This is a genomic window from Comamonas sp. wu1-DMT, assembly GCF_040187805.1.
Taxonomy (GTDB): domain Bacteria; phylum Pseudomonadota; class Gammaproteobacteria; order Burkholderiales; family Burkholderiaceae_C; genus Comamonas; species Comamonas thiooxydans.
Window position 1 is genome coordinate 24995 of record NZ_JBANEM010000030.1, and the last position, 23748, is coordinate 48742.

Genomic DNA, 23748 nt, shown 5'->3' on the forward strand with positions numbered 1-23748 from the left:
GAGCTTCACCTCAAGGCCGTGATCCCTGCTCATTCCTGTCGGCTCACGCCCCAGCAGATAAGCAGGAGACACCCGGTATGGCACAGCATTTTGACTTTCTCATCATCGGCGCCGGTATTTCCGGCATTGGTGCGGCCCGTCATCTGCGCGAGCAGTTCGCGGACCGCAGCCTCGCCATCCTCGAAGCCATGGACGGCTTCGGCGGCACCTGGTGGACGCACCGTTACCCGGGCGCGCGCTCGGACAGCGACCTGTTCACCTATGGCTATGGCTTCAAGCCCTGGACGGGCAATGCCATCGCCACGGCGGACGAGATTCGCCACTACCTGGCCGAGACCATTGAGGAGAACGATCTGGCCCCGCTGATCCGCTACGGCCACAAGGTGCAATCGGCCCGATGGTCCTGTGAAGACAGGCTCTGGACACTGGAAGTCACCCACAGCGGCTCGGACGAGGTGCAGACCTTCACCACGGGTTTTCTCTGGGTCTGCGCCGGCTATTACGACCACGGCCAGGGCTATACGCCCGAGTGGCCGACGCTCAAGGACTTCAAGGGCCAGGTCATTCACCCGCAGCACTGGCCGCAGGACCTGGATTACGCGGGCAAGCGCATCGTGGTCATAGGCTCGGGCGCCACGGCGGCCACGCTGATCCCCAGCCTGGCGCCGGATGCGGGCCATGTGACCATGCTGCAGCGCTCACCCACCTTTTTCCTGCCCGCGTCCGAGCATCCGCTGGTGCCGCTGCTCAAGCCTTTGAACCTGCCCGAGGACTGGTATCACGAGATCATGCGCCGCGCCTTTATCGCGCGCACTGACGAGATCGTGCAGACCTCCAGGCAGTATCCCGAAGCGATGCGCGCCTTCCTGCTTGGCGAGATCCGTTCGCACCTGCCCGAGGGCTTCGACATCGACAAGCACTTCAACCCCGGCTACCGCCCGTGGCAGCAGCGCATTGCCGTGGTGCCCAACGGCGACTTCTTCCAGGCCATGCGAGAGGGCAAGGCCTCGGTGGTGACGGACACCATAGAGAACTTCGACGCCAGCGGCATCCAGCTGAAGGGCGGCGGGCATCTGGACGCCGACATCATCGTTACTGCCACAGGCTTCAATCTCAAGCTTTTCGGCGGCATTGCGTTCAGCGTGGATGGCGCGCCGGTGGATTTTCGCGAGCGCATCTCCTACCGGGGCGTGATGATCGAGGGCGTGCCCAATATGGCCTACACCCAGGGCTACTTCCGCTCCAGCTGGACGCTGCGCTGCGACCTGGTGTGCGACTGGGTGTGCCGCCTGCTTGCCCATATGCACGAGCAAGGCCATGCCGAGGTGCGGCCCACCGTAGCCTCAGCCGATGCCGGCATGCAGCGCCTGTCATGGATAGAGGCCGACAACTTCAACGCCGGCTATGTGCTGCGTGCGCAGGATGCCATGTTCGGCCAGGGCGACCGCCAGCCCTGGAGGCATGACCTGGAGTACGCCGAAGAGCGCGTGGTTCTGTCTGCCGCATCGCTGCAGGACGATGCATTGGCCTATCGCTAGGTCCGCCCCCGTATCCGTTCCCTCACTCTTTATAACGACAGGAGACTTCAACCATGGCTCTCGATCCACATCTGGCCGGCGTCCTGCAGCAACTGGCCGCTGCCAACAGGAAAGCCACCGCAGACGGCACGCCCGAAGAAGGCCGCGCCGGCTATCTGGCGCTGACCCGTGGCTCGCTCACACCGGAGCAGATCGTGCCCGTGGCCAGCGTTCAGGACATCACCGTGCCCGGCGGCGCAGGCCCTGTGGCCGCGCGCATCTATCGGCCCGAGGGCGCTGGGCCTTTTCCCTCCGTGGCCTATTTCCACGGCGGAGGCTATGTCATCGGCAACCTGGACACCCATGACAACATGTGCCGCGAGATCTGCCGTGGCGCGCAGGCCGTGGTGGTGTCGGTGGACTACCGGCTTGCCCCCGAGCATCCCTTCCCCGCAGGCATCGAGGATGCCGTGGCTGCCGCCAGATGGGTGGTCGCCAATGCGTATGAGCTGGGGGGCAACGCCACCGTGGCCGTGGCCGGCGATAGCGCCGGCGGCAACTTCTGCGCCGTGGTGACGCAGCAGCTGCGCGATGCGGGCATTCCTCTGGCTGCGCAATTTCTCATCTACCCTGCGGTAGACCACGCTGCCGCCGAGTACGTCAGCGCCGAGGAGAACGCCAAGGGCTATTTCCTGGAGGCCGAGACCATGGCCTGGTTCTACAACCATTACGCCGGCACCTGCCCTGATGCGCTGGATCCGCGCCTGGCGCCGCTGCAGGCCAAGAGCCTGGCAAACCTGCCGCCCGCCGTGATCGTGAATGCCGAGTTCGATCCGCTGCGTGATCAGGGCGCGGCCTATGCCCAGGCGCTGCGTGCTGCGGGCGGCCAGGCCGAGCTGATTGAAGGTGCGGGAATGATCCACGGCTTCTTCGACATGGGCCGCTGGTCGCCGGGCGCGCAGGCCATCATCACGCACAGCATCGAGCGCTTTGCTGCGCTGCTCAAAACGAGAACCCACTGAGGAGGCCCGCGATGACCCATGTGAATCACCTCACCGTCCTCGGTTCGGGCGTGCTGGGCGGTCAGATCGCCTGGCACAGCGCATTCAGGGGCAAAACCGTTGCCGTCTACGACATCTCGGAAGATGCGCTGGAGCGCTGCCGCGCCGCACAGGCGCACTACGCAGCCATCTATCTGACGGAACTTGGTGCCAGCGAGGCCGACATCGAGGCCACGCGGCAGCGCCTGACCTTTGGCACGGACATGGCCCGGGCTGTGGCCAAGGCCGATCTGGTCATCGAGGCCGTGCCGGAGATCCCGGATGTCAAGACCGGTGTCTACCAGCAGATGGCGCCGCTGCTTCAGGCCCACACTGTGGTCGCTACCAATTCGTCCACCTTTTTGCCCAGCGATTTCGCGGCGGCCACGGGCCGGCCCGAAAAGTTCTGCGCGCTGCACTACGCCAACTACATCTGGTCGGCCAATGTCGTGGAAATCATGCCGCACGCGGCGACGGCCCGGGCCACGCTGGAGACCGTCACCCGCTTTGGCATCGAGACAGGCATGGTGCCGATTCCCATCGCCGTGGAGCACAACGGCTATGTCATCAACACCTGGTTCCCCGCACTGCTCAAGGCGGCCCAGACGCTGGTGACCCAGGGCATCGCCACGCCCGAGGACGTGGACCGCACTTTCCTGATTGCCAACCGCGGTGCCCGCATGGGGCCGTTCGGCATGATGGACATCGTCGGCATGAAGACTTGCTACGACGTGTCCTCCTACTGGGGCCGGCTGCAGGGCGATGCGCAGCAGCTAGCCAATGCCGAATACGTCAAGACCCGGTTGATGGACAAGGGCCGTACCGGCATGCTGGCGGGCAAGGGCTATTACGACTACCCGAATCCGGCTTATGCAGCAGCGGACTTTCTGGCGGTGCCGGCGCTGTCGCAGCTATCCGACATCGTCGATCGCTGTATCTCCAGCGCCTGAGCCTTTGGTGCACCTAGACGGCGACGGCGCATGCGGTCCTGCCCGTGCTCCTGTGCCTGGCGCTGCAGTAAGGCGGTGCCGGCAGGCACCTGGCGAGCACAGATTTTGATGCGAACATTATTTTGGCTTGGCATCGGCCATCGACGAACCGGAATGCGGCTGCTGGAATAATATTGCTCCAGCTTGTATAGCGGCCTACGCCCTCGCTTGGTTCGGTTGAAGGCCTTTGGATGCTTAAGGAAAGTTAATGGAAAACCGCAAAATCGGCCCATTCAGCGTCGCCAATGTCGCGCTGGGCTGCATGAACTTCTGCCATGCCTACGGCAACCCCGTCTCTACCGAGCAGTCGCACGCCGTGCTGCATGCGGCTCTGGATGCGGGCGTGACGCTGTTCGACACCGCCGCACTCTATGGCTTTGGCGCCAGCGAATCGCTGATCGGCCCCGTGCTCAAGCCTCATCGCAACCACATCACCCTGGCCAGCAAATGCGGCATGGCCGGCGTGCGCGGCGAAGACGGCGTGATGCGCCGCGTCATCGACGGTCGCCCCAAAACCCTGCGCCAGAACTGCGAAGACAGTCTCAAGCGCCTGGGCACCGATGTGATCGATCTCTACTATCTGCATCGCTGGGACAGGAACGTGCCCATCGAGGAGTCGGTGGGCGAGATGGCGCGCCTGAAGGAAGAGGGCAAGGTTCGCGCACTGGGCCTGTCGGAAGTGGGGGCCGATGCGCTGCGCCGCGCGCACAAGGAGCACCCGATTGCCGCGCTGCAAAGCGAATATTCGCTGTGGTCGCGCAATGCGGAGCTGGGCACGCTCGCCGCCTGCAAGGAGCTGGGCATTGCCTATGTGGCCTTCAGCCCCATGGGCCGCGCCTTCTTCAGCGGCAAGCTGCAGCAGGTGGATAACCTGGTCAAGGGCGATATCCGCGCCACCATGCCGCGCTTTGCCGGCGAGGCCTATGCGCAGAACCTGCGCCTGCTGGCGCCCATGCAGGCCGTGGCGGAAAAGGCTGGCTGCACGCTGGCCGAGCTGGCCATCGCCTGGGTGCTGCACCAGGGCGAGCATGTGATCGCCTTGCCCGGCACCACCAGCGTGGAGCATCTGCACGAAGACATTCGCGGTGGCCGCGTCCATCTCGACGCCGAGCTGCTGGCTGAGCTCGATGACATCTTCAAGCCCGAAGCCATTGCCGGCGACCGCTATGCGCTGCAAGGCCAGGGCGAGGTCGATACCGAGAAATACGCCTTTGAAAAACGCCCAGGCTAGTGCCTTTGCGGACACCCGGTCAGGGGCGGTCTGTGGCGTTGCCTCGCCGGCCGTGCAAATCCTCGCAATAGCACCACTATTGCTGCGGTATCGCGCGCGGGGGGCCGCCCCCTAGCATTCCATCCCGCGAAGGCCTTAGCGCGGAGGGGGAGCGTAAACAGGTTCTGGTTTGCTTCAGGTTTGGGGCAGGGCGTGCAGTGGAATGTCCCTGTCCTGGGCCAGCTGCATCAGTTGCGTGCAGCTGCGGGCGGCCAGAAACCGTGCCACGCCCTGATGAATCTCGGGCTTGCGCATATCGGTGGGGTGGCCGAAGCGCAGGTCTGCCGCTTCGCACAGGCGCTGGGCAAAGTGAGGCTCCAGCGCGGCCACGGCCACGATGCCGTCGGCGCAGGGATATATGCGGTAGCCCGCATGGGCGCCACCGACATCGCCCGTGGGCTGGGTCAGACCCCAGTGCCAGGGCAGGGCCAGCCATTGCGCGGCCTGGGCCAGACCGACCTCGCGCACTATGCCGTGCCCGCTGCGGCTGCTGACGAGCACGGCCTGGAGTACGGCCTCGCTGGCCATCAGCGCCCCCGCCATATCGGCAAACAGGCTGGGGGGCAGGGCGGTGCTGTGCACGAGGCCCGCTTCGGCCTGATAGGTGAGGTCGTGACCGGGGACATCGGCCAGTTCGCCCGCGCTGCCGACCACGCGCACCAGCGACAGTCGGGGGTAGCGCTGCTGCAGGGCTTCCCAGCCCAGGCCCAGCTTGCTCAGTGCCGAGGGCCGGAACGAGGTCAGCAGCACATCGGTTTGAGCCAGTTGCTCATGCAGACTGGCCTGGCCTTCGGCGGTCTTGAGATCGGCCTGCAGGGTTTGCACCTTGTCATGCATCTGCGCGTAGGCATCTGGGCAGTAGAGGCCCATGGGGTCGGCGCTGCGGCCTGCGCCGGGTGCCAGAGGCTCGAGCTTGCGGCAATCGGCTCCCATGCCGGCGCAGCGCCACAGTGCGGCGGGGCCGGGCAGGTTCAGAGCCAGGCTGAGTATGCGAATTCCTTGCAGGGGTTGAATGGCGGTGCTTGGCATGAGTGGGAGTCTTCCTTGTCTGGACTTGTGCAAGCCAGGGTGGCATCAGGATGGTTTCCTTGAGGCGAAGCCCTTGCTTGAGTCTGATTTGCGTAAGTCGTGCTTGTGCAACTGCTGTTGTAGTGCAAGCCTGGCCCCGGCACTGGCACTTTCAGGACAGTCTGTTGCGGTGGCGATGCTTTCGGGCGCTGCTGCGATGTGGCAAGCTTGTCCTATCTGTAAAAAACGCCCCTAGGGGCGTGTTCGATTGACCGAGATGCGTAGACGTACGCTTTTGTCCCTGGGCGCAGCCTCCATGCTGGCCGCCGGCGGGGGCTGGAAGGCTTTTTCCATGAACTCCACTTCTTCTTCCCTGTTGCCCGAGCAGCTGTTGCAGCAGCTCAAGCCTTCGCCGCGCATGCCGGTGATGTTTCTCGGCCACGGCAGTCCCATGAATGTGATCGAGGACACGCACTGGCGCCAGAGCTGGAAGGCGCTGGGCCAGGAGCTGACGGCCAAAGGCATTGAGCCGCAGCTGATTCTCTGCGTTTCGGCTCACTGGCTGACCGAGTCCGACTGGGCGCTGACCGGCATGGCCCAGCCGCGCACAATTCATGACTTCGGCGGCTTTCCGCAAGAGCTGTTCGACCAGCAATATCCGGCGCCCGGCGCGCCCGAGGTGGCCAGACAGCTGGCGGCCGAGCTGCATTCGCCGCTGGACGGATCGGCCTTGCTGCTGGACCAGAAATGGGGTTTTGACCATGGCACCTGGTCGGTGTTGCTGCCCATGTTTCCCGAGGCCAGCATTCCCGTCATGCAGCTGAGCATGCCCTATGGACTGGCGCCCGAAAAGCATTTCGAGATGGGCCGCCAGCTGCGCGCGCTGCGCGACCGCGGCGTGCTCATCGTGGGCAGCGGCAATATCGTGCACAACCTGCGCGCCATGCAGCGCGGTGCCAGCGACAACCAGGCCTATGACTGGACGATACAGTTCGACACCGAAGTGCAGCAGCGGCTGGACAGCGGCAATCTGGCGGATCTGAGCACCTTTCTGGACTGGGGGCCACAGGCCCGTCTGGCCCATCCCACGCACGACCACTATCTGCCTCTGCTGTATGCGGCAGGTGCCGTGCAGGAGGGCGAAGCGCCGCGCGTGTTCAACACGGCCTACCAGTATGCGGCGCTGTCCATGCGCTCGGCCATCTGGGGACTGAGCGCCTGATCAAGATTTTGATAGCTTGCTGCGTTTGATGCGCAATGTTTTCAGATACTTTTATATCTGAAAACAATATGGGAAGAGCGCTGGCAGCTATCAAATATCAGGTAGACACTGAAGCAGCCATAAAAAAAGAGCAACGGATTGAAAGTCCGTTGCTCTTTGGTCTTCAGGGCCGAAGCCCCGAATCGTGAGCTTAGATCACGGCGGCGATGGCCTTGCAGACATAGTCGATGTTCTTGCTGTTCAGCGCAGCCACGCACATGCGGCCGGTGTCGGTGCCGTACACGCCGAACTCGGAGCGCAGGCGCACCATCTGGTCCTTGGACAGGCCGGAGTACGAGAACATGCCGATCTGGGTGGTGATGAAGGACATGTCCTGGGTCACGCCGGCAGCCTTCAGGCCGTCGACCAGCTTCTGGCGCATGGCCTTGATGCGCACGCGCATCTCGCCCAGTTCCTTTTCCCACAGAGCGTGCAGCTCGGGGTTGTTCAGCACGGCTGCCACGACGGCGCCGCCATGTGTGGGAGGGTTGGAGTAGTTGGTGCGGATGACGATCTTCAGCTGCGATAGCACGCGAGCGGCTTCTTCCTTGTCGGAGGCCACCACGGACAGGGCACCCACGCGCTCGCCATACAGGCTGAAGCTCTTGGAGAAGGAGGTCGAGACAAAGATGTTCAGGCCGGCAGCCACGAACTTGCCGATCACGGCGCCGTCTTCGGCGATACCGTGGCCAAAGCCCTGGTAGGCCATGTCCAGGAAGGCGACCAGGCCCTTGGCCTTGACGACGGCGATCACTTCATCCCACTGAGCGGCAGTGATGTCGTAGCCGGTGGGGTTGTGGCAGCAGGCGTGCAGCACGACCACGGTGCCGGCAGCGGCAGCGTTCAGGTCGGCCAGCATGCCGGCGAAGTCGATGGAGCGGGTGGCTGCATCGTAGTAAGCGTAGGTGCCGACTTCAAAACCAGCGTTGGTGAAGATGGCCTTGTGGTTTTCCCAGCTGGGGTTGGAGATCAGGACCTTGGCGTTGGGGTTGAGCTTCTTGAGGAAGTCGGCGCCGATCTTCAGGCCGCCAGTGCCGCCGATGGCTTGCACGGTGGCCACGCGGCCGGACTTGACCACGTCGGACTCGGCACCGAACACCAGGGCCTTGACGCCGTTGTCATAGGCGGCAATACCGTCGATGGGCAGATAGCCGCGGGCGGTGGGCTTTTCCATCATGGCCTTCTCGGCGGCCTGCACGCACTCCAGCAGGGGCAGCTTGCCGTTGTCGTCGAAGTACACGCCCACGCCCAGGTTCACTTTGTTGGGGTTGGAGTCAGCGTTGAATTGCTCGTTCAGACCCAGGATGGGGTCGCGGGGGGCCATTTCGACGGCGGTAAACAGAGACATGAAAAAATCCTTGAGGGATGGAAATAAGTCAGGTCACCCCCAGCTACTGCTCCGAGCGCGTTAGACGGGCAGGGCATTGCCCGGTGCTCGAAAAAACGCATCAGCCTAGGTTAGGCTTGAGGGTTGGGCTGCCATTCTACTCCGCGCTTACCCTATGCGTCATGGACATGAGATCATGCAAGAACAAAATATGAATGCCGAGCCGCAAGGCCGTTTCGTGCAATACCCGGACTCGCCGTTCGAGCTGTTCCAGCCCTATCCACCGGCGGGCGATCAGCCTGCGGCCATCGAAAAACTGGTCGAAGGCGTCAATGACGGCGAGTCTTTCCAAACGCTGCTGGGCGTGACCGGTTCGGGCAAGACCTTCACCATGGCCAACGTGATCGCGCGTCTGGGCAAGCCCGCCATCGTGTTTGCGCCCAACAAGACGCTGGCGGCGCAGCTGTACTCGGAGTTCAGGGAGTTTTTCCCGAAAAACGCGGTCGAGTACTTCGTCAGCTACTACGACTACTACCAGCCCGAAGCCTATGTGCCCCAGCGCGACCTGTTCATCGAAAAGGACAGCGCCATCAACGAGCACATCGAGCAGATGCGCCTGTCCTGCACCAAGAGCATCATGGAGCGGCGCGATGTGGTGATCGTGGCCACGGTCTCGGCCATCTACGGCATCGGCGAGCCCGAGAGCTACCACCGCATGATCATGACGCTGCGCGCGGGCGACACGCTCAACCAGCGCGACGCGATCGCGCAGCTGATCCGCATGCAGTACCAGCGCAACGACCAGGATTTCTCGCGCGGCACCTTCCGCGTGCGCGGCGACACCATCGATGTGTTCCCGGCCGAGCATTCGGAGCTGGCCGTGCGCATCGAGCTGTTCGACGACGAGGTCGAGAGCCTGCAGCTGTTCGATCCGCTCACGGGCCGGGTGCGCCAGAACATTCCCCGCTTCACCATCTATCCCAGCAGCCACTATGTGACGCCGCGCGACAAGGTGCTGGCGGCCGTGGAGACCATCAAGGAAGAGCTGGCCGAGCGCCTCAAGCAGCTCGTGGGCATGGGCAAACTGGTGGAGGCACAGCGCCTGGAGCAGCGCACGCGCTTCGATCTGGAAATGCTCAGCGAAGTGGGGCACTGCAAGGGCATCGAGAACTACACCCGCCATCTTTCGGCCTCCCAGCCCGGCGATCCGCCCAGCACGCTGACCGACTATCTGCCGCGCGATTCCATCATGTTCCTCGATGAGAGCCATCAGATGATCGGCCAGCTCAACGCCATGTACAACGGCGACCGGGCGCGCAAGACCACGCTGGTGGAGTATGGCTTTCGCCTGCCGTCGGCGCTGGACAACCGGCCGCTGAAGTTCGAGGAGTTCGAGCAGCGCATGCGCCAGGTGGTGTTTGTCTCGGCCACGCCCGCCGAATATGAAAAGACTCATGCCGGGCAGGTGGTGGAGCAGGTGGTGCGCCCCACGGGCCTGGTCGATCCCGAAATCGAAGTGCGGCCGGCCATCCATCAGGTGGATGACGTGCTGCAGGAGATCCGCCAGCGCGTGGAGCTGGAGGAGCGCGTGCTCATCACCACGCTGACCAAGCGCATGGCCGAGCAGCTGACCGAATACCTGACCGACAACGGCGTGAAGGTGCGCTATCTGCACTCCGACGTGGATACGGTGGAGCGCGTGGAAATCATCCGCGACCTGCGTCTGGGAGCCTTCGACGTGCTGGTCGGCATCAACCTGCTGCGCGAAGGCCTGGATATTCCCGAGGTCTCGCTGGTGGCGATTCTGGATGCCGACAAGGAAGGTTTTCTGCGTGCCGAACGCAGCCTGATCCAGACCATCGGTCGTGCGGCGCGCAACGTCAACGGCAAGGCGATTCTGTACGCGGACCGCATCACGGAGTCCATGAAGAAAGCCATCGGCGAAACCGAAAGACGCCGCGAAAAACAGATGGCTTTCAATGAAGCCAACGGAATCGTGCCAAAACAGATTGTCAAGAGGGTGAAAGACCTGATTGATGGCGTCTACAGCGAAAAAAGCGGCAAAGAGGCCGAGCGTCTGCAGGAGCAGGCTCTACAACAGGCACGTGTCGAGGATATGTCGGAGAAAGACATCGCCAAGGAGATTAAGCGTCTGGAGAAGCAAATGCTGGAGCACGCCAGGAACCTGGAATTCGAGCAGGCAGCGCGTGTGCGAGACCAGCTTTCGCTTCTCAAGCAGCAATTGTTCGGGGCGGCACCGTAGGAATATTTCTTCGCAAATCTCGGGGTTATTACGTGAGTGCACGCTGTTACCCGACAAAATTGATGGGGAATGTGATATACTCGCCTCAAACACTCAACAACAAACTTCCCTCACAGAAGGGCTCTGAACCTAATCACAGGACGGAGTAAGGGCGGAGACTGTGCTCGTCTAGGTACTGTGACCGGGCGTGCGTTTCTGTAACGAACAATCCTGACTGAAGGAGCTCGTATGCGTCTTACGACCAAAGGCCGCTTTGCGGTCACCGCGATGATCGACCTGGCACTGCGCCAGAACAATGGCCCTGTGACCCTGGCTGCCATCAGCCAGCGTCAGCAGATTTCGCTGTCCTATCTGGAACAGTTGTTTGGCAAGCTGCGTCGCCACGAACTGGTGGAATCCACCCGTGGCCCCGGCGGCGGCTACACGCTGGCCCGTAAGGCAACGGACATCACCGTGGCTGACATCATCGTCTCGGTGGATGAACCTATTGATGCGACCCAGTGCGGTGGCAAGGAAAACTGTCTGGGCGAAGCGGGTCGCTGCATGACCCATGAGCTGTGGGCTGCACTGAATCAGCGCATGGTGGAATTCCTGGACTCCGTCACTCTGCAAAAGCTGGTGGACGAGCAACTGGCCAAGGGCATCCAGATCGAGGACAAGCCCGTGGTGCGCCGCGCCATCTCCACAGCACCCGTGGTCAAGCCCATCCGTGTGAACGCACCGAACTCGGTGTTCGCCCTGGGTAACGCCTTCGCGAAATCCTGATCCGGGGCCGCTTGAGCAGTGCTCGGGCGGCAACCAGATCGGCATGAAGCCCGACTCCGATAGTCAGGGCCTGGATACATGCATGGCTGTGCGGCATGTTTCTTCGCCCTGATGGCACCACAAGGTGCATCGATTCCTCACGATTTGTCAGCCAAAAACAAGACGAGCCAGTCATGGACATGACCCCGCACTTTCCCATTTATCTCGACTACGGTGCAACCACTCCGGTGGACCCCCGCGTGGCGGACGCCATGATTCCCTGGCTGCGTGAACATTTTGGCAATGCCGCATCGCGCAGCCATGCCTGGGGCTGGGAAGCCGAAGAAGCCGTCGAGAAGGCCCGCAAGCAGGTCGCCGATCTGATTGGCGCCGACCCGCGTGAAATCGTCTGGACCAGCGGCGCGACCGAGTCCGACAACCTGGCCATCAAGGGTGCAGCGCATTTCTACCAGGGCAAGGGCAAGCACCTGATCACCGTGAAGACCGAGCACAAGGCCGTGCTGGACACCATGCGTGAACTGGAGCGCCAGGGCTTTGAAGTCAGCTATCTGGATGTGCAGGAAAACGGTCTGCTGGACATCGAAGTGTTCAAGGCCGCGATCCGTCCCGACACCATCCTCGCCAGCGTGATGGCCGTGAACAACGAGATCGGTGTGGTTCAGGATCTGAACACCATTGGCGCCCTGTGCCGTGAGAAGGGCATCATCTTCCACGTCGACGCCGCTCAGGCTTCGGGCAAGATGGATCTGAACATGCAGACCATGCCCATTGACCTGATGAGCCTGGCTTCGCACAAGACCTACGGCCCCAAAGGCATCGGTGCGCTGTACGTGCGCCGCAAGCCGCGCGTGCGCCTGGAAGCTCAGATGCACGGCGGCGGTCATGAACGCGGCATGCGTTCCGGCACGCTGGCAACCCACCAGATCGTGGGCATGGGCGAAGCCTTCCGCATCGCCAAGGAAGAGATGGCCAAGGATATGGAGCACGCACGAGCACTGCGCCAGCGTCTGCTCGATGGTCTGAAGGATCTGGAGCAGGTGTTCGTGAACGGCGATATGGAGAACGGAGTTCCCCATTACCTGAACATGAGCTTCAACTTCGTCGAAGGCGAGTCGCTGATCATGGGCATCAAGGGTCTGGCCGTGTCCTCGGGTTCCGCCTGCACATCCGCCAGCCTGGAGCCCAGCTATGTGCTGCGTGCCCTGGGCCGCAGCGATGAGCTGGCACACAGCTCCTTGCGCATGACCTTTGGTCGCTTCACGACGGAAGAGGAAATTGACTACGCGATCAAGTCGATCCGCGAAAACGTGCTGAAGCTGCGCGAGCTGAGCCCTCTGTGGGAGATGTACAAAGACGGCATCGACCTCAGCACTATTCAATGGGCTGCACACTAAGCATAGATTACAAAGAGTTCAAGAGGTAGACACCATGGCTTACTCCGAAAAAGTTGTTGACCACTATGAAAACCCCCGCAACGTGGGCTCGTTCGACAAGAGCGATGACTCCGTGGGCACGGGTATGGTGGGTGCGCCCGCTTGCGGCGACGTGATGAAGCTGCAGATCAAGGTCAATCCTGCCACCGGCGTGATCGAAGATGCACGCTTCAAGACCTATGGCTGCGGCTCTGCCATCGCCTCGTCTTCGCTGGTGACCGAATGGGTCAAGGGCAAGACGCTGGATGAGGCTGCCGCCCTGAAGAACAGCCAGATCGCCGAAGAACTGGCGCTGCCACCGGTCAAGGTTCATTGCTCCATCCTGGCTGAAGACGCCATCAAGGCTGCTGTGAACGACTACCGCGCAAAGCGCACGGCGACGGAAGCCTAAGGCCATGGCCATCTCAATGACCGAGGCGGCTGCCCGTCATGTGAACCGCTATCTTTCGCGTCGCGGCAAGGGGATTGGCGTGCGCCTCGGCGTGAAGACCACGGGCTGTTCCGGCTTGGCCTACAAGCTGGAGTATGTGGACGAGGTTCAGCCCGATGATGTGGTGTTTGAAGACCACGGCATCAAGGTGCTGATCGACCCCAAGAGCCTGGCCTATATCGATGGCACGGAACTGGATTTTGTGCGCGAAGGCCTGAACGAGGGCTTCAAGTTCCACAACCCCAACGAGCGTGATCGCTGCGGTTGTGGCGAGAGCTTCAGGATTTGACTCCCCCTGAGTCGCTTCGCGCCTTCCTCCCAAGGGGACGACACCTTCGCTGCGAGGCGGCTCTTGCTCGGTGTCCCTGGCGTGTGTAGCGCCCAAGCGTAAGAACGGAACCGCCTCAGCGCTGCTGCAGGCGGTTTTTTAATGCCATGAATCTGCAATCTGACGACTTTGAATTGTTTGGCCTGCCGCGCAAGTTTGCGCAGGAGCGCAGCCAGATCGACGCACGCTGGAAAGAGCTGCAGCGTGAAGCACATCCAGACCGCTTTGCCGCCCAGGGCGCAGCGGCGCAGCGCGTGGCCATGCAATGGTCGGTGCGCATCAACGAGGCCTATCAGCGCCTCAAGGACCCGCTCAAGCGCGCGGCCTATCTGTGCGAGCTGGCGGGAGCGCCGGTTCGGGCCGAAGACAACACGGCCATGCCTGCGGCATTTCTGATGCAGCAGATGGAGTGGCGCGAAGCGCTGGAAGACGCTGCCAGCGAGCAGGAACTGGATGCTCTGGAGGGCGAGATGCTCGCTGCCAAAAAGCAGATGCTTGGCGAATGCGGTCGTCTGTTGGACGAGGCAGGCGATGCCGCCGCTGCCGTGCAGCAGGTGAGAGCCCTCATGTTTGTTGCGCGATTTGCGCAAGATGTGGATCGCCGTCGCGATCAACTGGGACAATAAGAGCCAGAGCAACGCGCTGTGCCCTAGGCACGCAGCGTATCCACCTTGAGCGGGCCAGCCACGCTGGCCTCTGATGTTTCAAAAGAAGAATTTCATGGCGCTTTTGCAGATTTCCGAGCCCGGCCAATCCCCCGATCCCCACCAGCGACGCATTGCTGTAGGTATCGACCTGGGCACCACGCATTCTCTGGTCGCTGCAGTGCGCAACGGCGTGGCCGAGTGCCTGCCCGACGATCAGGGGCGTGTGCTGCTGCCATCGGTGGTGCGTTACATGGAAATGGGCCGCCGACAGATCGGTTTTGATGCCAAGGCCGCGCAGGCGCAGGATGCCGCCAACACCATCAGCTCGGCCAAGCGCTTCATGGGGCGAAGCCTGGCCGATATCGAATCGCCTGAGAAGCTGCCTTATCGCTTCAAGACCGATGACAGCAGCGTCATCTCCGTCGAAACCGTGGATGGTGCCAAGACGGCCGTGGAAATCAGTGCCGAAATTCTGGCGACCTTGCGTTTCCGCGCCGAAGACACGTTTGACGACGATCTCTATGGTGCCGTCATCACTGTACCTGCGTACTTTGACGATGCCCAGCGCCAAGCCACCAAGGATGCAGCCAAGCTGGCCGGCATCAATCTGCTGCGCCTGATCAATGAACCCACGGCGGCAGCCATTGCCTACGGCCTGGACAATGCGGCAGAGGGCGTTTACGCCGTCTACGATCTGGGTGGTGGCACCTTCGATATCTCGGTGCTGCGCCTTGCACATGGCGTGTTCGAAGTGATCGCCACCGGCGGCGACTCGGCATTGGGTGGCGACGACTACGATGACGCGCTGGCGGCCTGGGTGGCGGAAAAGACCGGGACACAGCTGGAGTCGGCGGCAGACAAGACCGCCTGGCGTATTGCCGCGCGCCATTGCAAGCAGGCCTTGACTGAATCAGAAGTTGTAGCGTTTACCGCTGATGTTTCCTCGGGTTCAGTGTCTTTTGATGTCAAGCGTGAGGAATTCATTGCGCTGACTGCTCACTTGACCAGTAAAAGCCTTGCGGCCGTGCGCCGCGCGCTCAAGGATGCAGACCTGAGCCGCGATGAGGTGCAGGGCGTGGTCATGGTCGGCGGCTCCACCCGCATGCCTCAGATTCGCCAGGCAGTGGCCGACTTCTTCGGCAGCGAGCCGCTGACCAATCTCAATCCCGACGAAGTGGTAGCGCTGGGAGCTGCCATTCAGGCCAATCAGCTGGCCGGCAACAATACCGCCGGCGACCTGCTGCTGCTGGACGTGATCCCGCTGTCGCTGGGTGTGGAAACCATGGGCGGCCTGTCCGAGCGCATCATCACGCGCAACGAGACCATTCCCACGGCTCGTGCGCAGGATTTCACGACCTACAAGGACGGCCAGACCGCTCTGGCCATTCACGTGGTGCAAGGCGAGCGCGATCTGGTGGCGGACTGCCGCAGCCTGGCGCGTTTCGAGTTGCGCGGCATTCCGCCCATGGCTGCCGGTGCGGCGCGCATCCGCGTGACCTTCACGGTCGATGCCGACGGCCTGCTGTCCGTCAGCGCCAAGGAGCAGACCAGCGGCGTCGAAGCACATATCAATGTCAAGCCTTCCTACGGCATTTCCGACGACCAGATCGCCCAGATGCTGCAGGACGGTTTTGCCACGGCCCAGGAAGACATGAAAGCCCGCGCCCTGGTCGAGGCCCGCGTGGATGCCGATCGCATGCTGCTGGCCACGCAGAGCGCGCTGGACGTGGATGGGGATGTGCTCAGCGCCGAGCAGCGCGACAGCATCGACGGCCTGATGACAGCGCTACGCGCGGCCGTCGCCAGCGATGATCCGGCCGTCGTGGAGGGCGCAACACAGGCCCTGGCCAAGGGAACCGAGTCATTTGCGGCCGAACGCATGAATCGCAGCATCCAGCAGGCGCTGGCTGGCAAGAGTGTCAACACCATTTAATTCATAAACAGAACAATGCCCATCATCAAAATTCTTCCTCACGCCGAGTACTGCCCCAACGGGACAGAGATCGAAGCACCCGTCGGCACTTCGATCTGTGAAGCCATGCTGGACAACGGCATCAATATCGAGCATGCCTGTGATATGAGCTGCGCCTGCACGACCTGCCATGTCATCGTCAAGGAAGGCTTCAACTCCCTGAACGAGGCGGAGGAAGAGGAAGAAGACCTGCTCGACAAGGCCTGGGGTCTGCAGCCTCAGTCGCGCCTGTCCTGCCAGGCGATTCTGGCGCGCGAGAATGTGACGGTGGAGATCCCCAAGTACTCCATCAATCACGCCAAAGAGAATCATTAAGCACCCCCTGAGGCGCTTTGCGCCTTCCCCCTCTCTCTACGCGCTTCGCGCTAGGGGAGGGGGACGACACCCTCGGTGCGCGGCGGCGCTTCCTTGGTGTCCTGGCTTTGGTGCGCGCTTGTTTTAGAAATTGTTGGGCGATGTGAGCGCCGCAGGTAATTGGGAGAAATTGAATGTCGCGCCAAATTGTTCTGGATACGGAAACGACCGGCCTGTCGGCCATCGATGGCGATCGTCTGATCGAGCTGGGCTGCGTGGAGCTGGTCAATCGCAAGCTCACCGGCAACAATCTGCATCTGTACTTCAATGCGGGTCGGGACAGCCATCCAGATGCCTTGCGCGTGCACGGCATCACCACGGAGTTCCTCAAGGACAAGCCGCGCTTTGAGGAAAAGATCGACGAGATCTGGGAGTATCTGCAGGGGGCAGAGCTCATCATCCACAATGCGCCGTTCGACCTGGGCTTTCTGAACAACGAGCTCAAACTGGCCAAGCGCCCGCCACTCAAGCAGTGCGTGGGCGGAGTCCTCGACACCCTGGTCATGGCCAAGGAGATGTACCCGGGCAAGCGCAACTCGCTGGACTCGCTCTGCGATCGCCTGGGTGTCGACAATTCCAATCGCACGCTGCACGGTGCTTTGCTGGATGCGGAGCTGCTGGCGGATGTCTACATCAATCTCACGCGCGGGCAAGATGCCTTGCTCATGACCGAGGAGCCGGCAGATGCTCCGGCGGCTGGAGCGATTGTCGTTCCCTCGGTGGACCTGAGCAGCTTCAAGTTGCCAGTGCTGCGCGCCAATGAGCAGGAGCAGCAATCCCACGACGATGTGCTCAAGCAGATGGATAAATCCAGCGGTGGCAAGACTGCCTGGCGCAACTTTGAAAATGTGAGCGCTAATCCTTGATATAATCACGCCTATCGGGTGATTAGCTCAGCGGTAGAGCACTGCCTTCACACGGCAGGGGTCACATGTTCGATCCATGTATCACCCACCAAATACAAAAACCTCTTAGGTCATTGATCTAAGAGGTTTTTTCGTTTGTGTGCGTACTGCGCACCTCCCGTTGGCGCAGGCTTTACAGCTTGAAGTGGACGGCGTGGCAGCAGCCCTTCCTGCCGGAGGAAGGCCTGTGCCAGGCAGGCGAAGGGGCGAGGCATATGCTGCAATCTGCCTGGCCAGGGCTGAGCCAAATTCCTGGCCTGAGGCGCGCAGCGGGCTCAGTCCTGATGATTCTTGGATGACCGCGCGGAAGGCGTGCAACCAGACTTCGCCGTGCGGAAGTTGTTCGAGCCAGGCCAGCGCATTGACTCCGACCTTGCCGTGGTGGCAATCGTGGACGCTGATCCAGCCGCGCCGGCTGTGCCTGAGTACTTCGTCCTGCTGCGTGCGCTGGCTGAGCGGTGGCTGCATGAGGAGGCAGAGTGGGGAGCGAAGACATGCTGCACAGGCTGCTGGCGGTGGTGCCGGACATGACCGAAGCCGATGGGCAGGATGGTACTCATAGGGCTTCCGTGATGCGACAGGATCGTCAGGGCGTGCAGCAGGCCATCAGCTGCGCCGACAATTGCTGCTCTGCCGCAGCATCGCTGAGATGGAGTCGCTATGGGCGCGTTTTCTTTACCAGAACCGGTTCGCTGCGGTAGCGGTCTGGGAAGAGGCGCTTGAGGTTGTTCACCTTGGGAATATCGTTGAAGACGATATAGGGGTGGCGCGGGTTTTCGGTCAAGAAGTCCTGGTGGTAGAGCTCGGCCGGATAGAAGCTGGCCTTGTCCTCGAGGCGGGTGACTATGGGTTTGGGATACAGGCGCGCTGCATCGAGCTGCGCGACGTAAGCCTGCGCTGTCTTGAGCTGGGCCGGGCTGGTCGTGAAGATTGCCGAGCGATACTGAGTTCCTGTGTCCGGACCCTGTCGGTTGAGCTGGGTGGGATCGTGGACGACAGAGAAAAATATCTGCAGCAGCTTTCCATAGCTCACCTGGGTCGGATCGAAGGTGATCTCGACCGATTCTGCATGGCCGGTGTTGCCGCGGCTGACCAGCTCGTAGGAGGCGGTGGATGCAGCACCTCCGCTATAACCGGAGACCGCGCGTTGCACGCCCTTGACGTGCTGGAATACGCCTTGTACTCCCCAGAAGCAGCCGCCGGCAAAGATTGCACGCTGCGGGGAGGGTCCGGTGGCCGGGAGGTCCAGGACAGGGGCAGGAAGGCGAACCGCTTCTTCGGCAGAGAAGGCCATTGGTTGCCAGAGCAGTCCGCCGCCCAGCAAAACGATGCTGCCGGCCAGTGTCTGGAGCAGGCCGCGCCGATTCAAGGCGGCCCCTGGGATGATGTGTGTGTGCATATGGCTATCCGAAAGTGAAGGCATAGGCGGAAACGCCGCTGTCCAGGAACTCGATGCTGAAGGTGTGCTCGGTAATGACTCCGGATTGGCGCACCAGCTGGTAAAGCCGCTGGCCGGTGACAGTGCCGCTGCCGTCGGCGGCCACGTCCACGCCGTGGGCGGTGCCGGGTGGTTTGCCGTCAATGCGGACCTTGAAGCGCACGGGCTTTCCGTCAGGGCCGGGGCTCAGCACCAGGTGCAGATCACGCGCCTTGAACCGGTAGACGATGCTGCCTGATGGACCGGTCAGCAAGGCGCTTTCCGCTCCAACCATCCATTGCCCGGCAAGGCCCCAGGTGTTCAGCCTGGGCTGTTCCGGTTCCCGATACGTTGCCCTCCTGTCGGGAACGGCTTTGGGTGTGGAGAAAAAGTTCTCGGCACGCTCATAACCCAGATAGGTTTCGGGGGACGCGACCTCATCCATGTTGGCGGCCAGTTGAACGCCCCCGGCATCTACCTCCGTCAGGCCCATGGTTGACTGGGAGCTGCCCGCCTCTTGGAGAAGCTGTTGTATCACCCGCTCCGACTCGGCGTAGCCTCCTTCGCCAAAGTGATGGTGGCGGATGCGTCCCGTGGCATCGATGAAGTAGTGAGCAGGCCAATACTGGTTCTTGAATGCGCGCCAGATTGCATACTGGTTGTCAACGGCCACCGGATAGTTGATGCCCAGGTCTTTCATGGCCTTGCTCACGTTGCCTATGTCGCGCTCAAAAGCAAACTCGGGGGCGTGCACACCGACCACGATCAGACCTTGATCACGGTATTTTTCTGCCCATGCCTTCACATAGGGAAGGGTGCGCAGGCAGTTGATGCAGGAGTAGGTCCAGAAATCCACCAGCACCACCTTGCCACGCAGGTCTTGCCCGCTCAGAGGCTTGGAGTTGAGCCATTGGGTTGCCCCGCCCAGCGATGGTGCGATGCCTTCATCGGGCAGTGCAGGGGCTTTATTCGATGGTCCGCTCATGCGCATTGCGGCTCCTGCAGCCATCATGGCGGCTCCCTCAGCGGGTGCCTGGGATGCTCCCCGCATCATCGTGCCCGGATTGCCGCGCATGGTCGTGGGGTCTTCTCCATGAGGCTGGTTCAGGCGCTCGACCAGTTTCTGCTCCAGGCCGCCGGTGGATGCGGTTGACAGTCGAGCCAGAACGCCAGTGTCGATCCCCAGGGCGATGGCGGCCACGCCCGCGAGCATGGCTGCACCGAGGCCGCGACGTACCCATTCACCGGCACCCAGCGAACGCTTGAGCGCGGCAAATACCCGTCCGCCGAGCAGCAAAGCCGCAGCCATGGAAGTCGCAGCCCCGGCGGCATAGGCCAGAAGTAGCAGGGTCGAGGTGGTGTTGGCGCCCTGCAGGGCGGCACCGGTCAATATCAGTCCCAGGATGGGCCCGGCACATGGAGCCCATAGCAGCCCTGTTGCGATTCCCAGCAACACTGAGGAAGCCATCTTCGGTGTACCGTCTTGCTGCACCGACTCGGACAGGCGCGATCCGGCAGTCACCAATGGGCGGGTCAGGCTCTCCGACAGATGCGGTAGCAGCAGTGTCAGCCCGAAAACGGCCACCAGAGCCAGTGCCAGCCAGCGGCCATACTGATTGGCAGCCACCACCCAGCCGCCGCCGACGGCGGCGAGAGAGGCAACGATCGCAAAGGTCAATGCCATGCCTGCCAGCAATGGCAGGCCGTTGCGCACAAAGGGCTGGTTCGCGCGAGAGAACACAAAAGGCAGCACGGGCAGGATGCAGGGACTGACGATGGTCAGCACACCACCCAGATAGGCAAGGACGATCAGCAGCATGGCCTGTTTCTCCTCAGGCCGGCCTGGGCGTGAAAGCCAAGGCCAGGCCGTTCATGCAATAGCGCAGACCTGTGGGAGGCGGCCCGTCTTCGAAGACATGGCCGAGATGGCCGCCACAGCGCCGGCAGTGCGCTTCGACACGCACCATGCCGTAGCTTCGGTCCTTGCGGGTGGCGACGGCGTTGTCCAGCGGCTTCCAGAAACTGGGCCAGCCGGTGCCGCTGTCGAACTTGGTGGAGGAGGCAAACAAGGGCAAGGAACAGCCTGCGCAGGAAAATGTTCCAGGACGATGCTCCTTGTTGAGCGGGCTGCTGCCGGGCGGCTCCGTCGCCTCCTGGCGCAGCACCGCATATTGCTGAGGGCTGAGCCGTGCACGCCACTGGGCGTCGGTATAGCTGACTTCGAAGGTCTCTGTCGCTGCAGTCGCGTGGCGCTGGAAGATTCCGGTGGCAAGCGCTGCACAGGAGGCTGCTGCGCCCAGCAGCATATGGCGTCGGGTGGTCATGGCATCGGCTTTCTGGGTTCGATGACATTGAGCTTATGGAGTGGCGATCCCGAAGTCCTCACGCAAAGTTAAAAAAAAACGTGATAACTCCCCGCGAGCAGTTTGAGCACAATATGAAAGTATGCGGTTCTGCATCGACCGTCCCTCCCGGAGACCTGATTACCCATGACTAACGTCCGTCGCATTCTGCTGGTCGAGGACGATGCCCACATCGCCGATCTGCTTTCGCTCCACCTTCGGGACGAGGGGCTGGAGGTCGTGCATTGCGCCCGCGGCGACGACGGCCTCGCGCATCTGGAGCGCGGTGGCTGGGATGCGCTGGTGCTGGATCTGATGTTGCCTGGCGTGGACGGCTTGGAGATATGCAGGCGTGCGCGTGCCATGACCCGCTACACGCCGATCATCATCATCAGTGCCCGCTCCAGTGAGGTGCATCGCATTCTGGGGCTGGAGATCGGCGCGGACGACTATCTGGCCAAGCCGTTTTCCGTTCTGGAGCTCGTGGCACGGGTGAAGGCTCTGCTGCGCCGGGTCGATGCTCTGGCTCAGAGTGCGCGCCTGGAATCAGGCAGCCTGTCGGTCAATGGGCTGGTCATGGACCCGGTGGCGCGGGAGGCCAGTCTGAGCGGGCGTCGTCTCGATCTCACGCCGCGCGAGTTCGATCTTCTGTATTTCTTTGCCCGCCAGTCGGGCAAGGTGTTCTCGCGCATGGACCTGCTCAATGCGGTCTGGGGCTATCAGCACGAGGGCTACGAGCACACCGTCAACACCCATATCAACCGGCTTCGCGCCAAGGTGGAGTTCAATCCAGCACAGCCGACGCGGATCCTCACGGTTTGGGGGCGCGGCTACAAGTTCGCTGAAACTGGAGAGAGCGAATGAACCTGACTCTGACCCAGCGGCTGGCGATCGTGTTTGCCGTGTTGCTACTGGTCTGCAGCGGTACCTCGGCCTGGCTGCAGCTTCGCTCCAACCGCATGCATGAGCTGGAAGTGGTGCAGGCCTTGTCGCGCGATGTCGCCGAGAGTATTGCCCGCGATGCCCAGCTGACCGATGCGAATGGCTTGATGCCTAACGCGGTGCGAAATCTTTTCAACCAGCTGATGATGGTGAACCCGAGTGTGGAGGTCTATCTGCTGGAGCCCGACGGTCGCATCGCCGGCCACGCGGCACCCGAGGGGCGTTTGCGTCGCGACCGGGTCGATCTTGAGCCGGTTCATCGATTCATCGATGGACAGATGCTGCCGATTCTGGGTGATGATCCGCGCAGCCACGATGGCCGCAAGGTCTTCAGTGCGGCCCCTTTGAGCGTGAACGGGCGGCAAGTCGGCTTCATCTATGTGGTGCTGCTTGGCGAGGCCCATGATCTTCTTGCTGCCAGAGGCTCGGCAGATGCGGTGTTGAAGACGGCACTGCTGTCGATTGGCATGGTCGGGCTGCTCTGTTTCGCTGCGGGCCTTGTCGCCTTCACCTTGATCACGCGTCCCTTGCGGCGTCTGACCGAGTCGGTTCGGCAGTTTGACATGCATGGCGCACCTCCCGAGATGCCGGAACGCTCCCCGGATGTGGCCGATCACAGCCGTGACGAGATTGCAGTGCTGGACGCTGCCTATCGGCAGATGGTGCTGCGCATCAGCGAGCAATGGGAAGCTCTCACGCGGCAGGATCAGGAGCGCAGGGAGTTGATCGCGAATATTTCCCACGATCTGCGCACACCGCTGTCATCCTTGCATGGGTATCTGGAGACCTTGCTTCTGAAGGATGCAAGCCTGGAGCCTGCAGAGCGCAGGCGCTACCTTGGCATTGCGCTCGACCAGAGTCGAAGAGTAGGGGCCCTGTCCCAAAGCCTGTTCGAGCTGGCCAGACTGGAATACGGCTTTGTGCAACCGGAGCTCGAATCATTCTCTCTGGTTGATCTGGTGCAGGACGTTTTTCAGAAGTTCGAGCTTGCGGCAGGGTCGCGTCATATTGCCCTGCAGGCGGACCTTGCTCCTCAACTTCCGGCAGTTCGTGCGGATCTGGGAATGATAGAGCGCGTCCTGAGCAATCTGCTGGATAACGCCCTGCGCTATACCCCCGAAGGCGGGGCGATCAGGATAGCCATAAGAGCAGTGGGCCAAGAGCTGGAGGTGACGATCAGTGACTCCGGCCCGGGCATCCCGCCAGAGTTGCGCGAAGGCCTGTTCAGGCGTCCATTTACCGTAGGTGGTGCCCGCCGTGACGGTGGCCTGGGCCTGAGAATCGTGCATCAGATGCTGGAGCTGCATGGAGTCTCCATTCATCTTGTCGAGAGTGGCGGACAGGGCACCACGTTCCGGTTTTCATTGCCACGGGCTCCCGCTTAGATGTTCAGTCCCACAGTGAGATGGTGCGGATGAAGTCTAAAGCGACTTGGATCTTTTTCCCACGCCTCGCACATCGCACGGAATGGTGTCTTCCACCTGAGCGCTTTCAAGTGCTTGCCGAAGTTGTAGCTTTGAACAATGCCTGGACATGCT

At 62.0% G+C, this 23748-nt stretch carries 21 protein-coding genes, 1 tRNA gene and 1 pseudogene; 17 read left to right on the forward strand and 6 right to left on the reverse strand.

Annotated elements, in window-relative coordinates; genetic code table 11:
* The first annotated feature begins 77 nt into the window (after window positions 1–77).
* The 4 genes from V8Z78_RS25250 (at window position 78) to V8Z78_RS25265 (ending at window position 4777) form a co-directional block, all read left to right on the forward strand.
* A complete protein-coding gene (locus V8Z78_RS25250; RefSeq protein WP_349732385.1) occupies window positions 78–1538 on the forward strand; it encodes a flavin-containing monooxygenase in 1461 nt (486 codons plus the stop codon).
* Window positions 1539–1591: 53 nt separating this feature from the next.
* On the forward strand, window positions 1592–2539 hold the full coding sequence (locus V8Z78_RS25255) for an alpha/beta hydrolase (RefSeq protein WP_349732386.1): 948 nt from the start codon (window positions 1592–1594) through the stop codon (window positions 2537–2539).
* An 11-nt stretch (window positions 2540–2550) separates the two neighbouring features.
* Window positions 2551–3507, forward strand: coding sequence for a 3-hydroxyacyl-CoA dehydrogenase (locus V8Z78_RS25260; protein ID WP_349732387.1), 957 nt, complete (start codon window positions 2551–2553; stop codon window positions 3505–3507).
* Window positions 3508–3754: 247 nt separating this feature from the next.
* The gene (locus V8Z78_RS25265) at window positions 3755–4777 is read left to right on the forward strand and encodes an aldo/keto reductase (protein ID WP_057092452.1); all 1023 of its coding nucleotides are present in this window, start codon (window positions 3755–3757) and stop codon (window positions 4775–4777) included.
* A gap of 174 nt (window positions 4778–4951) precedes the next feature.
* Here the strand turns inward: V8Z78_RS25265 and V8Z78_RS25270 are convergent, their stop codons facing one another.
* A complete protein-coding gene (locus V8Z78_RS25270; RefSeq protein WP_349732388.1) occupies window positions 4952–5845 on the reverse strand; it encodes a CoA transferase in 894 nt (297 codons plus the stop codon).
* 274 nt (window positions 5846–6119) lie between these two features.
* Between V8Z78_RS25270 and ygiD the strand changes: the two genes are divergently transcribed.
* A complete protein-coding gene (gene ygiD, locus V8Z78_RS25275; protein ID WP_349732394.1) occupies window positions 6120–7046 on the forward strand; it encodes a 4,5-DOPA-extradiol-dioxygenase in 927 nt (308 codons plus the stop codon).
* Between the two features lie 190 nt (window positions 7047–7236).
* Here the strand turns inward: ygiD and V8Z78_RS25280 are convergent, their stop codons facing one another.
* The gene (locus V8Z78_RS25280; RefSeq protein WP_003067573.1) at window positions 7237–8433 is read right to left on the reverse strand and encodes an amino acid aminotransferase; all 1197 of its coding nucleotides are present in this window, start codon (window positions 8431–8433) and stop codon (window positions 7237–7239) included.
* Between the two features lie 175 nt (window positions 8434–8608).
* Here V8Z78_RS25280 and uvrB point away from each other — a divergent pair, with 175 nt between their 5' ends.
* The 10 genes from uvrB to V8Z78_RS25330 all read left to right on the forward strand — a co-directional run bounded on the left by uvrB (window position 8609) and on the right by V8Z78_RS25330 (window position 17561).
* Window positions 8609–10675: an excinuclease ABC subunit UvrB gene (gene uvrB, locus V8Z78_RS25285; protein ID WP_280040855.1), complete on the forward strand. Its 2067-nt coding sequence runs from the start codon at window positions 8609–8611 to the stop codon at window positions 10673–10675.
* A 228-nt stretch (window positions 10676–10903) separates the two neighbouring features.
* Entirely contained in the window at window positions 10904–11440 is a 537-nt protein-coding gene (iscR, locus tag V8Z78_RS25290) for a Fe-S cluster assembly transcriptional regulator IscR (protein WP_003054211.1), read from the forward strand.
* Between the two features lie 173 nt (window positions 11441–11613).
* The gene (locus V8Z78_RS25295) at window positions 11614–12834 is read left to right on the forward strand and encodes an IscS subfamily cysteine desulfurase (protein ID WP_034392024.1); all 1221 of its coding nucleotides are present in this window, start codon (window positions 11614–11616) and stop codon (window positions 12832–12834) included.
* Between the two features lie 34 nt (window positions 12835–12868).
* Window positions 12869–13264, forward strand: a complete 396-nt coding sequence (gene iscU, locus V8Z78_RS25300) for a Fe-S cluster assembly scaffold IscU (RefSeq protein ID WP_003054213.1) — start codon at window positions 12869–12871, stop codon at window positions 13262–13264.
* A gap of 4 nt (window positions 13265–13268) precedes the next feature.
* Window positions 13269–13592: an iron-sulfur cluster assembly protein IscA gene (iscA, locus tag V8Z78_RS25305; RefSeq protein ID WP_003054214.1), complete on the forward strand. Its 324-nt coding sequence runs from the start codon at window positions 13269–13271 to the stop codon at window positions 13590–13592.
* A gap of 146 nt (window positions 13593–13738) precedes the next feature.
* Window positions 13739–14257: a Fe-S protein assembly co-chaperone HscB gene (gene hscB / locus V8Z78_RS25310; RefSeq protein WP_003067580.1), complete on the forward strand. Its 519-nt coding sequence runs from the start codon at window positions 13739–13741 to the stop codon at window positions 14255–14257.
* Window positions 14258–14351: 94 nt separating this feature from the next.
* Window positions 14352–16211, forward strand: coding sequence for a Fe-S protein assembly chaperone HscA (gene hscA / locus V8Z78_RS25315; RefSeq protein WP_349732389.1), 1860 nt, complete (start codon window positions 14352–14354; stop codon window positions 16209–16211).
* Between the two features lie 15 nt (window positions 16212–16226).
* Window positions 16227–16565: an ISC system 2Fe-2S type ferredoxin gene (gene fdx / locus V8Z78_RS25320; RefSeq protein WP_003054218.1), complete on the forward strand. Its 339-nt coding sequence runs from the start codon at window positions 16227–16229 to the stop codon at window positions 16563–16565.
* A 173-nt stretch (window positions 16566–16738) separates the two neighbouring features.
* The gene (gene dnaQ / locus V8Z78_RS25325) at window positions 16739–17470 is read left to right on the forward strand and encodes a DNA polymerase III subunit epsilon (protein WP_003067586.1); all 732 of its coding nucleotides are present in this window, start codon (window positions 16739–16741) and stop codon (window positions 17468–17470) included.
* Window positions 17471–17486: 16 nt separating this feature from the next.
* Window positions 17487–17561 (forward strand) — tRNA-Val (locus V8Z78_RS25330).
* Window positions 17562–18167: 606 nt separating this feature from the next.
* Here V8Z78_RS25330 and msrA read toward each other — a convergent pair.
* Genes msrA through msrB form a run of 3 tightly spaced genes read right to left on the reverse strand, consistent with a single transcriptional unit; the run spans window position 18168 to window position 21250 of the window.
* Window positions 18168–18908: a peptide-methionine (S)-S-oxide reductase MsrA gene (msrA, locus tag V8Z78_RS25335; protein WP_280040851.1), complete on the reverse strand. Its 741-nt coding sequence runs from the start codon at window positions 18906–18908 to the stop codon at window positions 18168–18170.
* Between the two features lie 4 nt (window positions 18909–18912).
* On the reverse strand, window positions 18913–20745 hold the full coding sequence (locus V8Z78_RS25340) for a cytochrome c biogenesis protein DipZ (RefSeq protein WP_349732390.1): 1833 nt from the start codon (window positions 20743–20745) through the stop codon (window positions 18913–18915).
* A gap of 13 nt (window positions 20746–20758) precedes the next feature.
* Window positions 20759–21250, reverse strand: coding sequence for a peptide-methionine (R)-S-oxide reductase MsrB (gene msrB / locus V8Z78_RS25345; protein ID WP_046460235.1), 492 nt, complete (start codon window positions 21248–21250; stop codon window positions 20759–20761).
* A 165-nt stretch (window positions 21251–21415) separates the two neighbouring features.
* On the opposite strand from msrB, the gene V8Z78_RS25350 reads away from it, so the two are divergent.
* Window positions 21416–22132: a response regulator transcription factor gene (locus tag V8Z78_RS25350; protein WP_349732391.1), complete on the forward strand. Its 717-nt coding sequence runs from the start codon at window positions 21416–21418 to the stop codon at window positions 22130–22132.
* Entirely contained in the window at window positions 22129–23595 is a 1467-nt protein-coding gene (locus V8Z78_RS25355; protein ID WP_349732392.1) for a sensor histidine kinase, read from the forward strand. The genes V8Z78_RS25350 and V8Z78_RS25355 overlap by 4 nt, the downstream gene beginning before the upstream one ends.
* Here the strand turns inward: V8Z78_RS25355 and V8Z78_RS25360 are convergent.
* A pseudogene (locus tag V8Z78_RS25360) lies at window positions 23592–23748 on the reverse strand (integrase core domain-containing protein); the annotation flags it as partial. The gene V8Z78_RS25355 and the pseudogene V8Z78_RS25360 sit on opposite strands and share 4 nt — an antisense overlap.

What these genes read in the sequence shown, in the direction of transcription:
- V8Z78_RS25250 (WP_349732385.1), top strand. Translation starts at nt 78, where the DNA reads ATGGCACAGCATTTTGACTTTCTCATCATCGGCGCCGGTATTTCCGGC.
- V8Z78_RS25255 (WP_349732386.1), top strand. Translation starts at nt 1,592, where the DNA reads ATGGCTCTCGATCCACATCTGGCCGGCGTCCTGCAGCAACTGGCCGCT.
- V8Z78_RS25260 (WP_349732387.1), top strand. Translation starts at nt 2,551, where the DNA reads ATGACCCATGTGAATCACCTCACCGTCCTCGGTTCGGGCGTGCTGGGC.
- V8Z78_RS25265 (WP_057092452.1), top strand. Translation starts at nt 3,755, where the DNA reads ATGGAAAACCGCAAAATCGGCCCATTCAGCGTCGCCAATGTCGCGCTG.
- V8Z78_RS25270 (WP_349732388.1), bottom strand. Translation starts at nt 5,845, where the DNA reads ATGCCAAGCACCGCCATTCAACCCCTGCAAGGAATTCGCATACTCAGC.
- V8Z78_RS25280 (WP_003067573.1), bottom strand. Translation starts at nt 8,433, where the DNA reads ATGTCTCTGTTTACCGCCGTCGAAATGGCCCCCCGCGACCCCATCCTG.
- uvrB (WP_280040855.1), top strand. Translation starts at nt 8,609, where the DNA reads ATGCAAGAACAAAATATGAATGCCGAGCCGCAAGGCCGTTTCGTGCAA.
- iscR (WP_003054211.1), top strand. Translation starts at nt 10,904, where the DNA reads ATGCGTCTTACGACCAAAGGCCGCTTTGCGGTCACCGCGATGATCGAC.
- V8Z78_RS25295 (WP_034392024.1), top strand. Translation starts at nt 11,614, where the DNA reads ATGGACATGACCCCGCACTTTCCCATTTATCTCGACTACGGTGCAACC.
- iscU (WP_003054213.1), top strand. Translation starts at nt 12,869, where the DNA reads ATGGCTTACTCCGAAAAAGTTGTTGACCACTATGAAAACCCCCGCAAC.
- iscA (WP_003054214.1), top strand. Translation starts at nt 13,269, where the DNA reads ATGGCCATCTCAATGACCGAGGCGGCTGCCCGTCATGTGAACCGCTAT.
- hscB (WP_003067580.1), top strand. Translation starts at nt 13,739, where the DNA reads ATGAATCTGCAATCTGACGACTTTGAATTGTTTGGCCTGCCGCGCAAG.
- hscA (WP_349732389.1), top strand. Translation starts at nt 14,352, where the DNA reads ATGGCGCTTTTGCAGATTTCCGAGCCCGGCCAATCCCCCGATCCCCAC.
- fdx (WP_003054218.1), top strand. Translation starts at nt 16,227, where the DNA reads ATGCCCATCATCAAAATTCTTCCTCACGCCGAGTACTGCCCCAACGGG.
- dnaQ (WP_003067586.1), top strand. Translation starts at nt 16,739, where the DNA reads ATGTCGCGCCAAATTGTTCTGGATACGGAAACGACCGGCCTGTCGGCC.
- msrA (WP_280040851.1), bottom strand. Translation starts at nt 18,908, where the DNA reads ATGCACACACACATCATCCCAGGGGCCGCCTTGAATCGGCGCGGCCTG.
- V8Z78_RS25340 (WP_349732390.1), bottom strand. Translation starts at nt 20,745, where the DNA reads ATGCTGCTGATCGTCCTTGCCTATCTGGGTGGTGTGCTGACCATCGTC.
- msrB (WP_046460235.1), bottom strand. Translation starts at nt 21,250, where the DNA reads ATGACCACCCGACGCCATATGCTGCTGGGCGCAGCAGCCTCCTGTGCA.
- V8Z78_RS25350 (WP_349732391.1), top strand. Translation starts at nt 21,416, where the DNA reads ATGACTAACGTCCGTCGCATTCTGCTGGTCGAGGACGATGCCCACATC.
- V8Z78_RS25355 (WP_349732392.1), top strand. Translation starts at nt 22,129, where the DNA reads ATGAACCTGACTCTGACCCAGCGGCTGGCGATCGTGTTTGCCGTGTTG.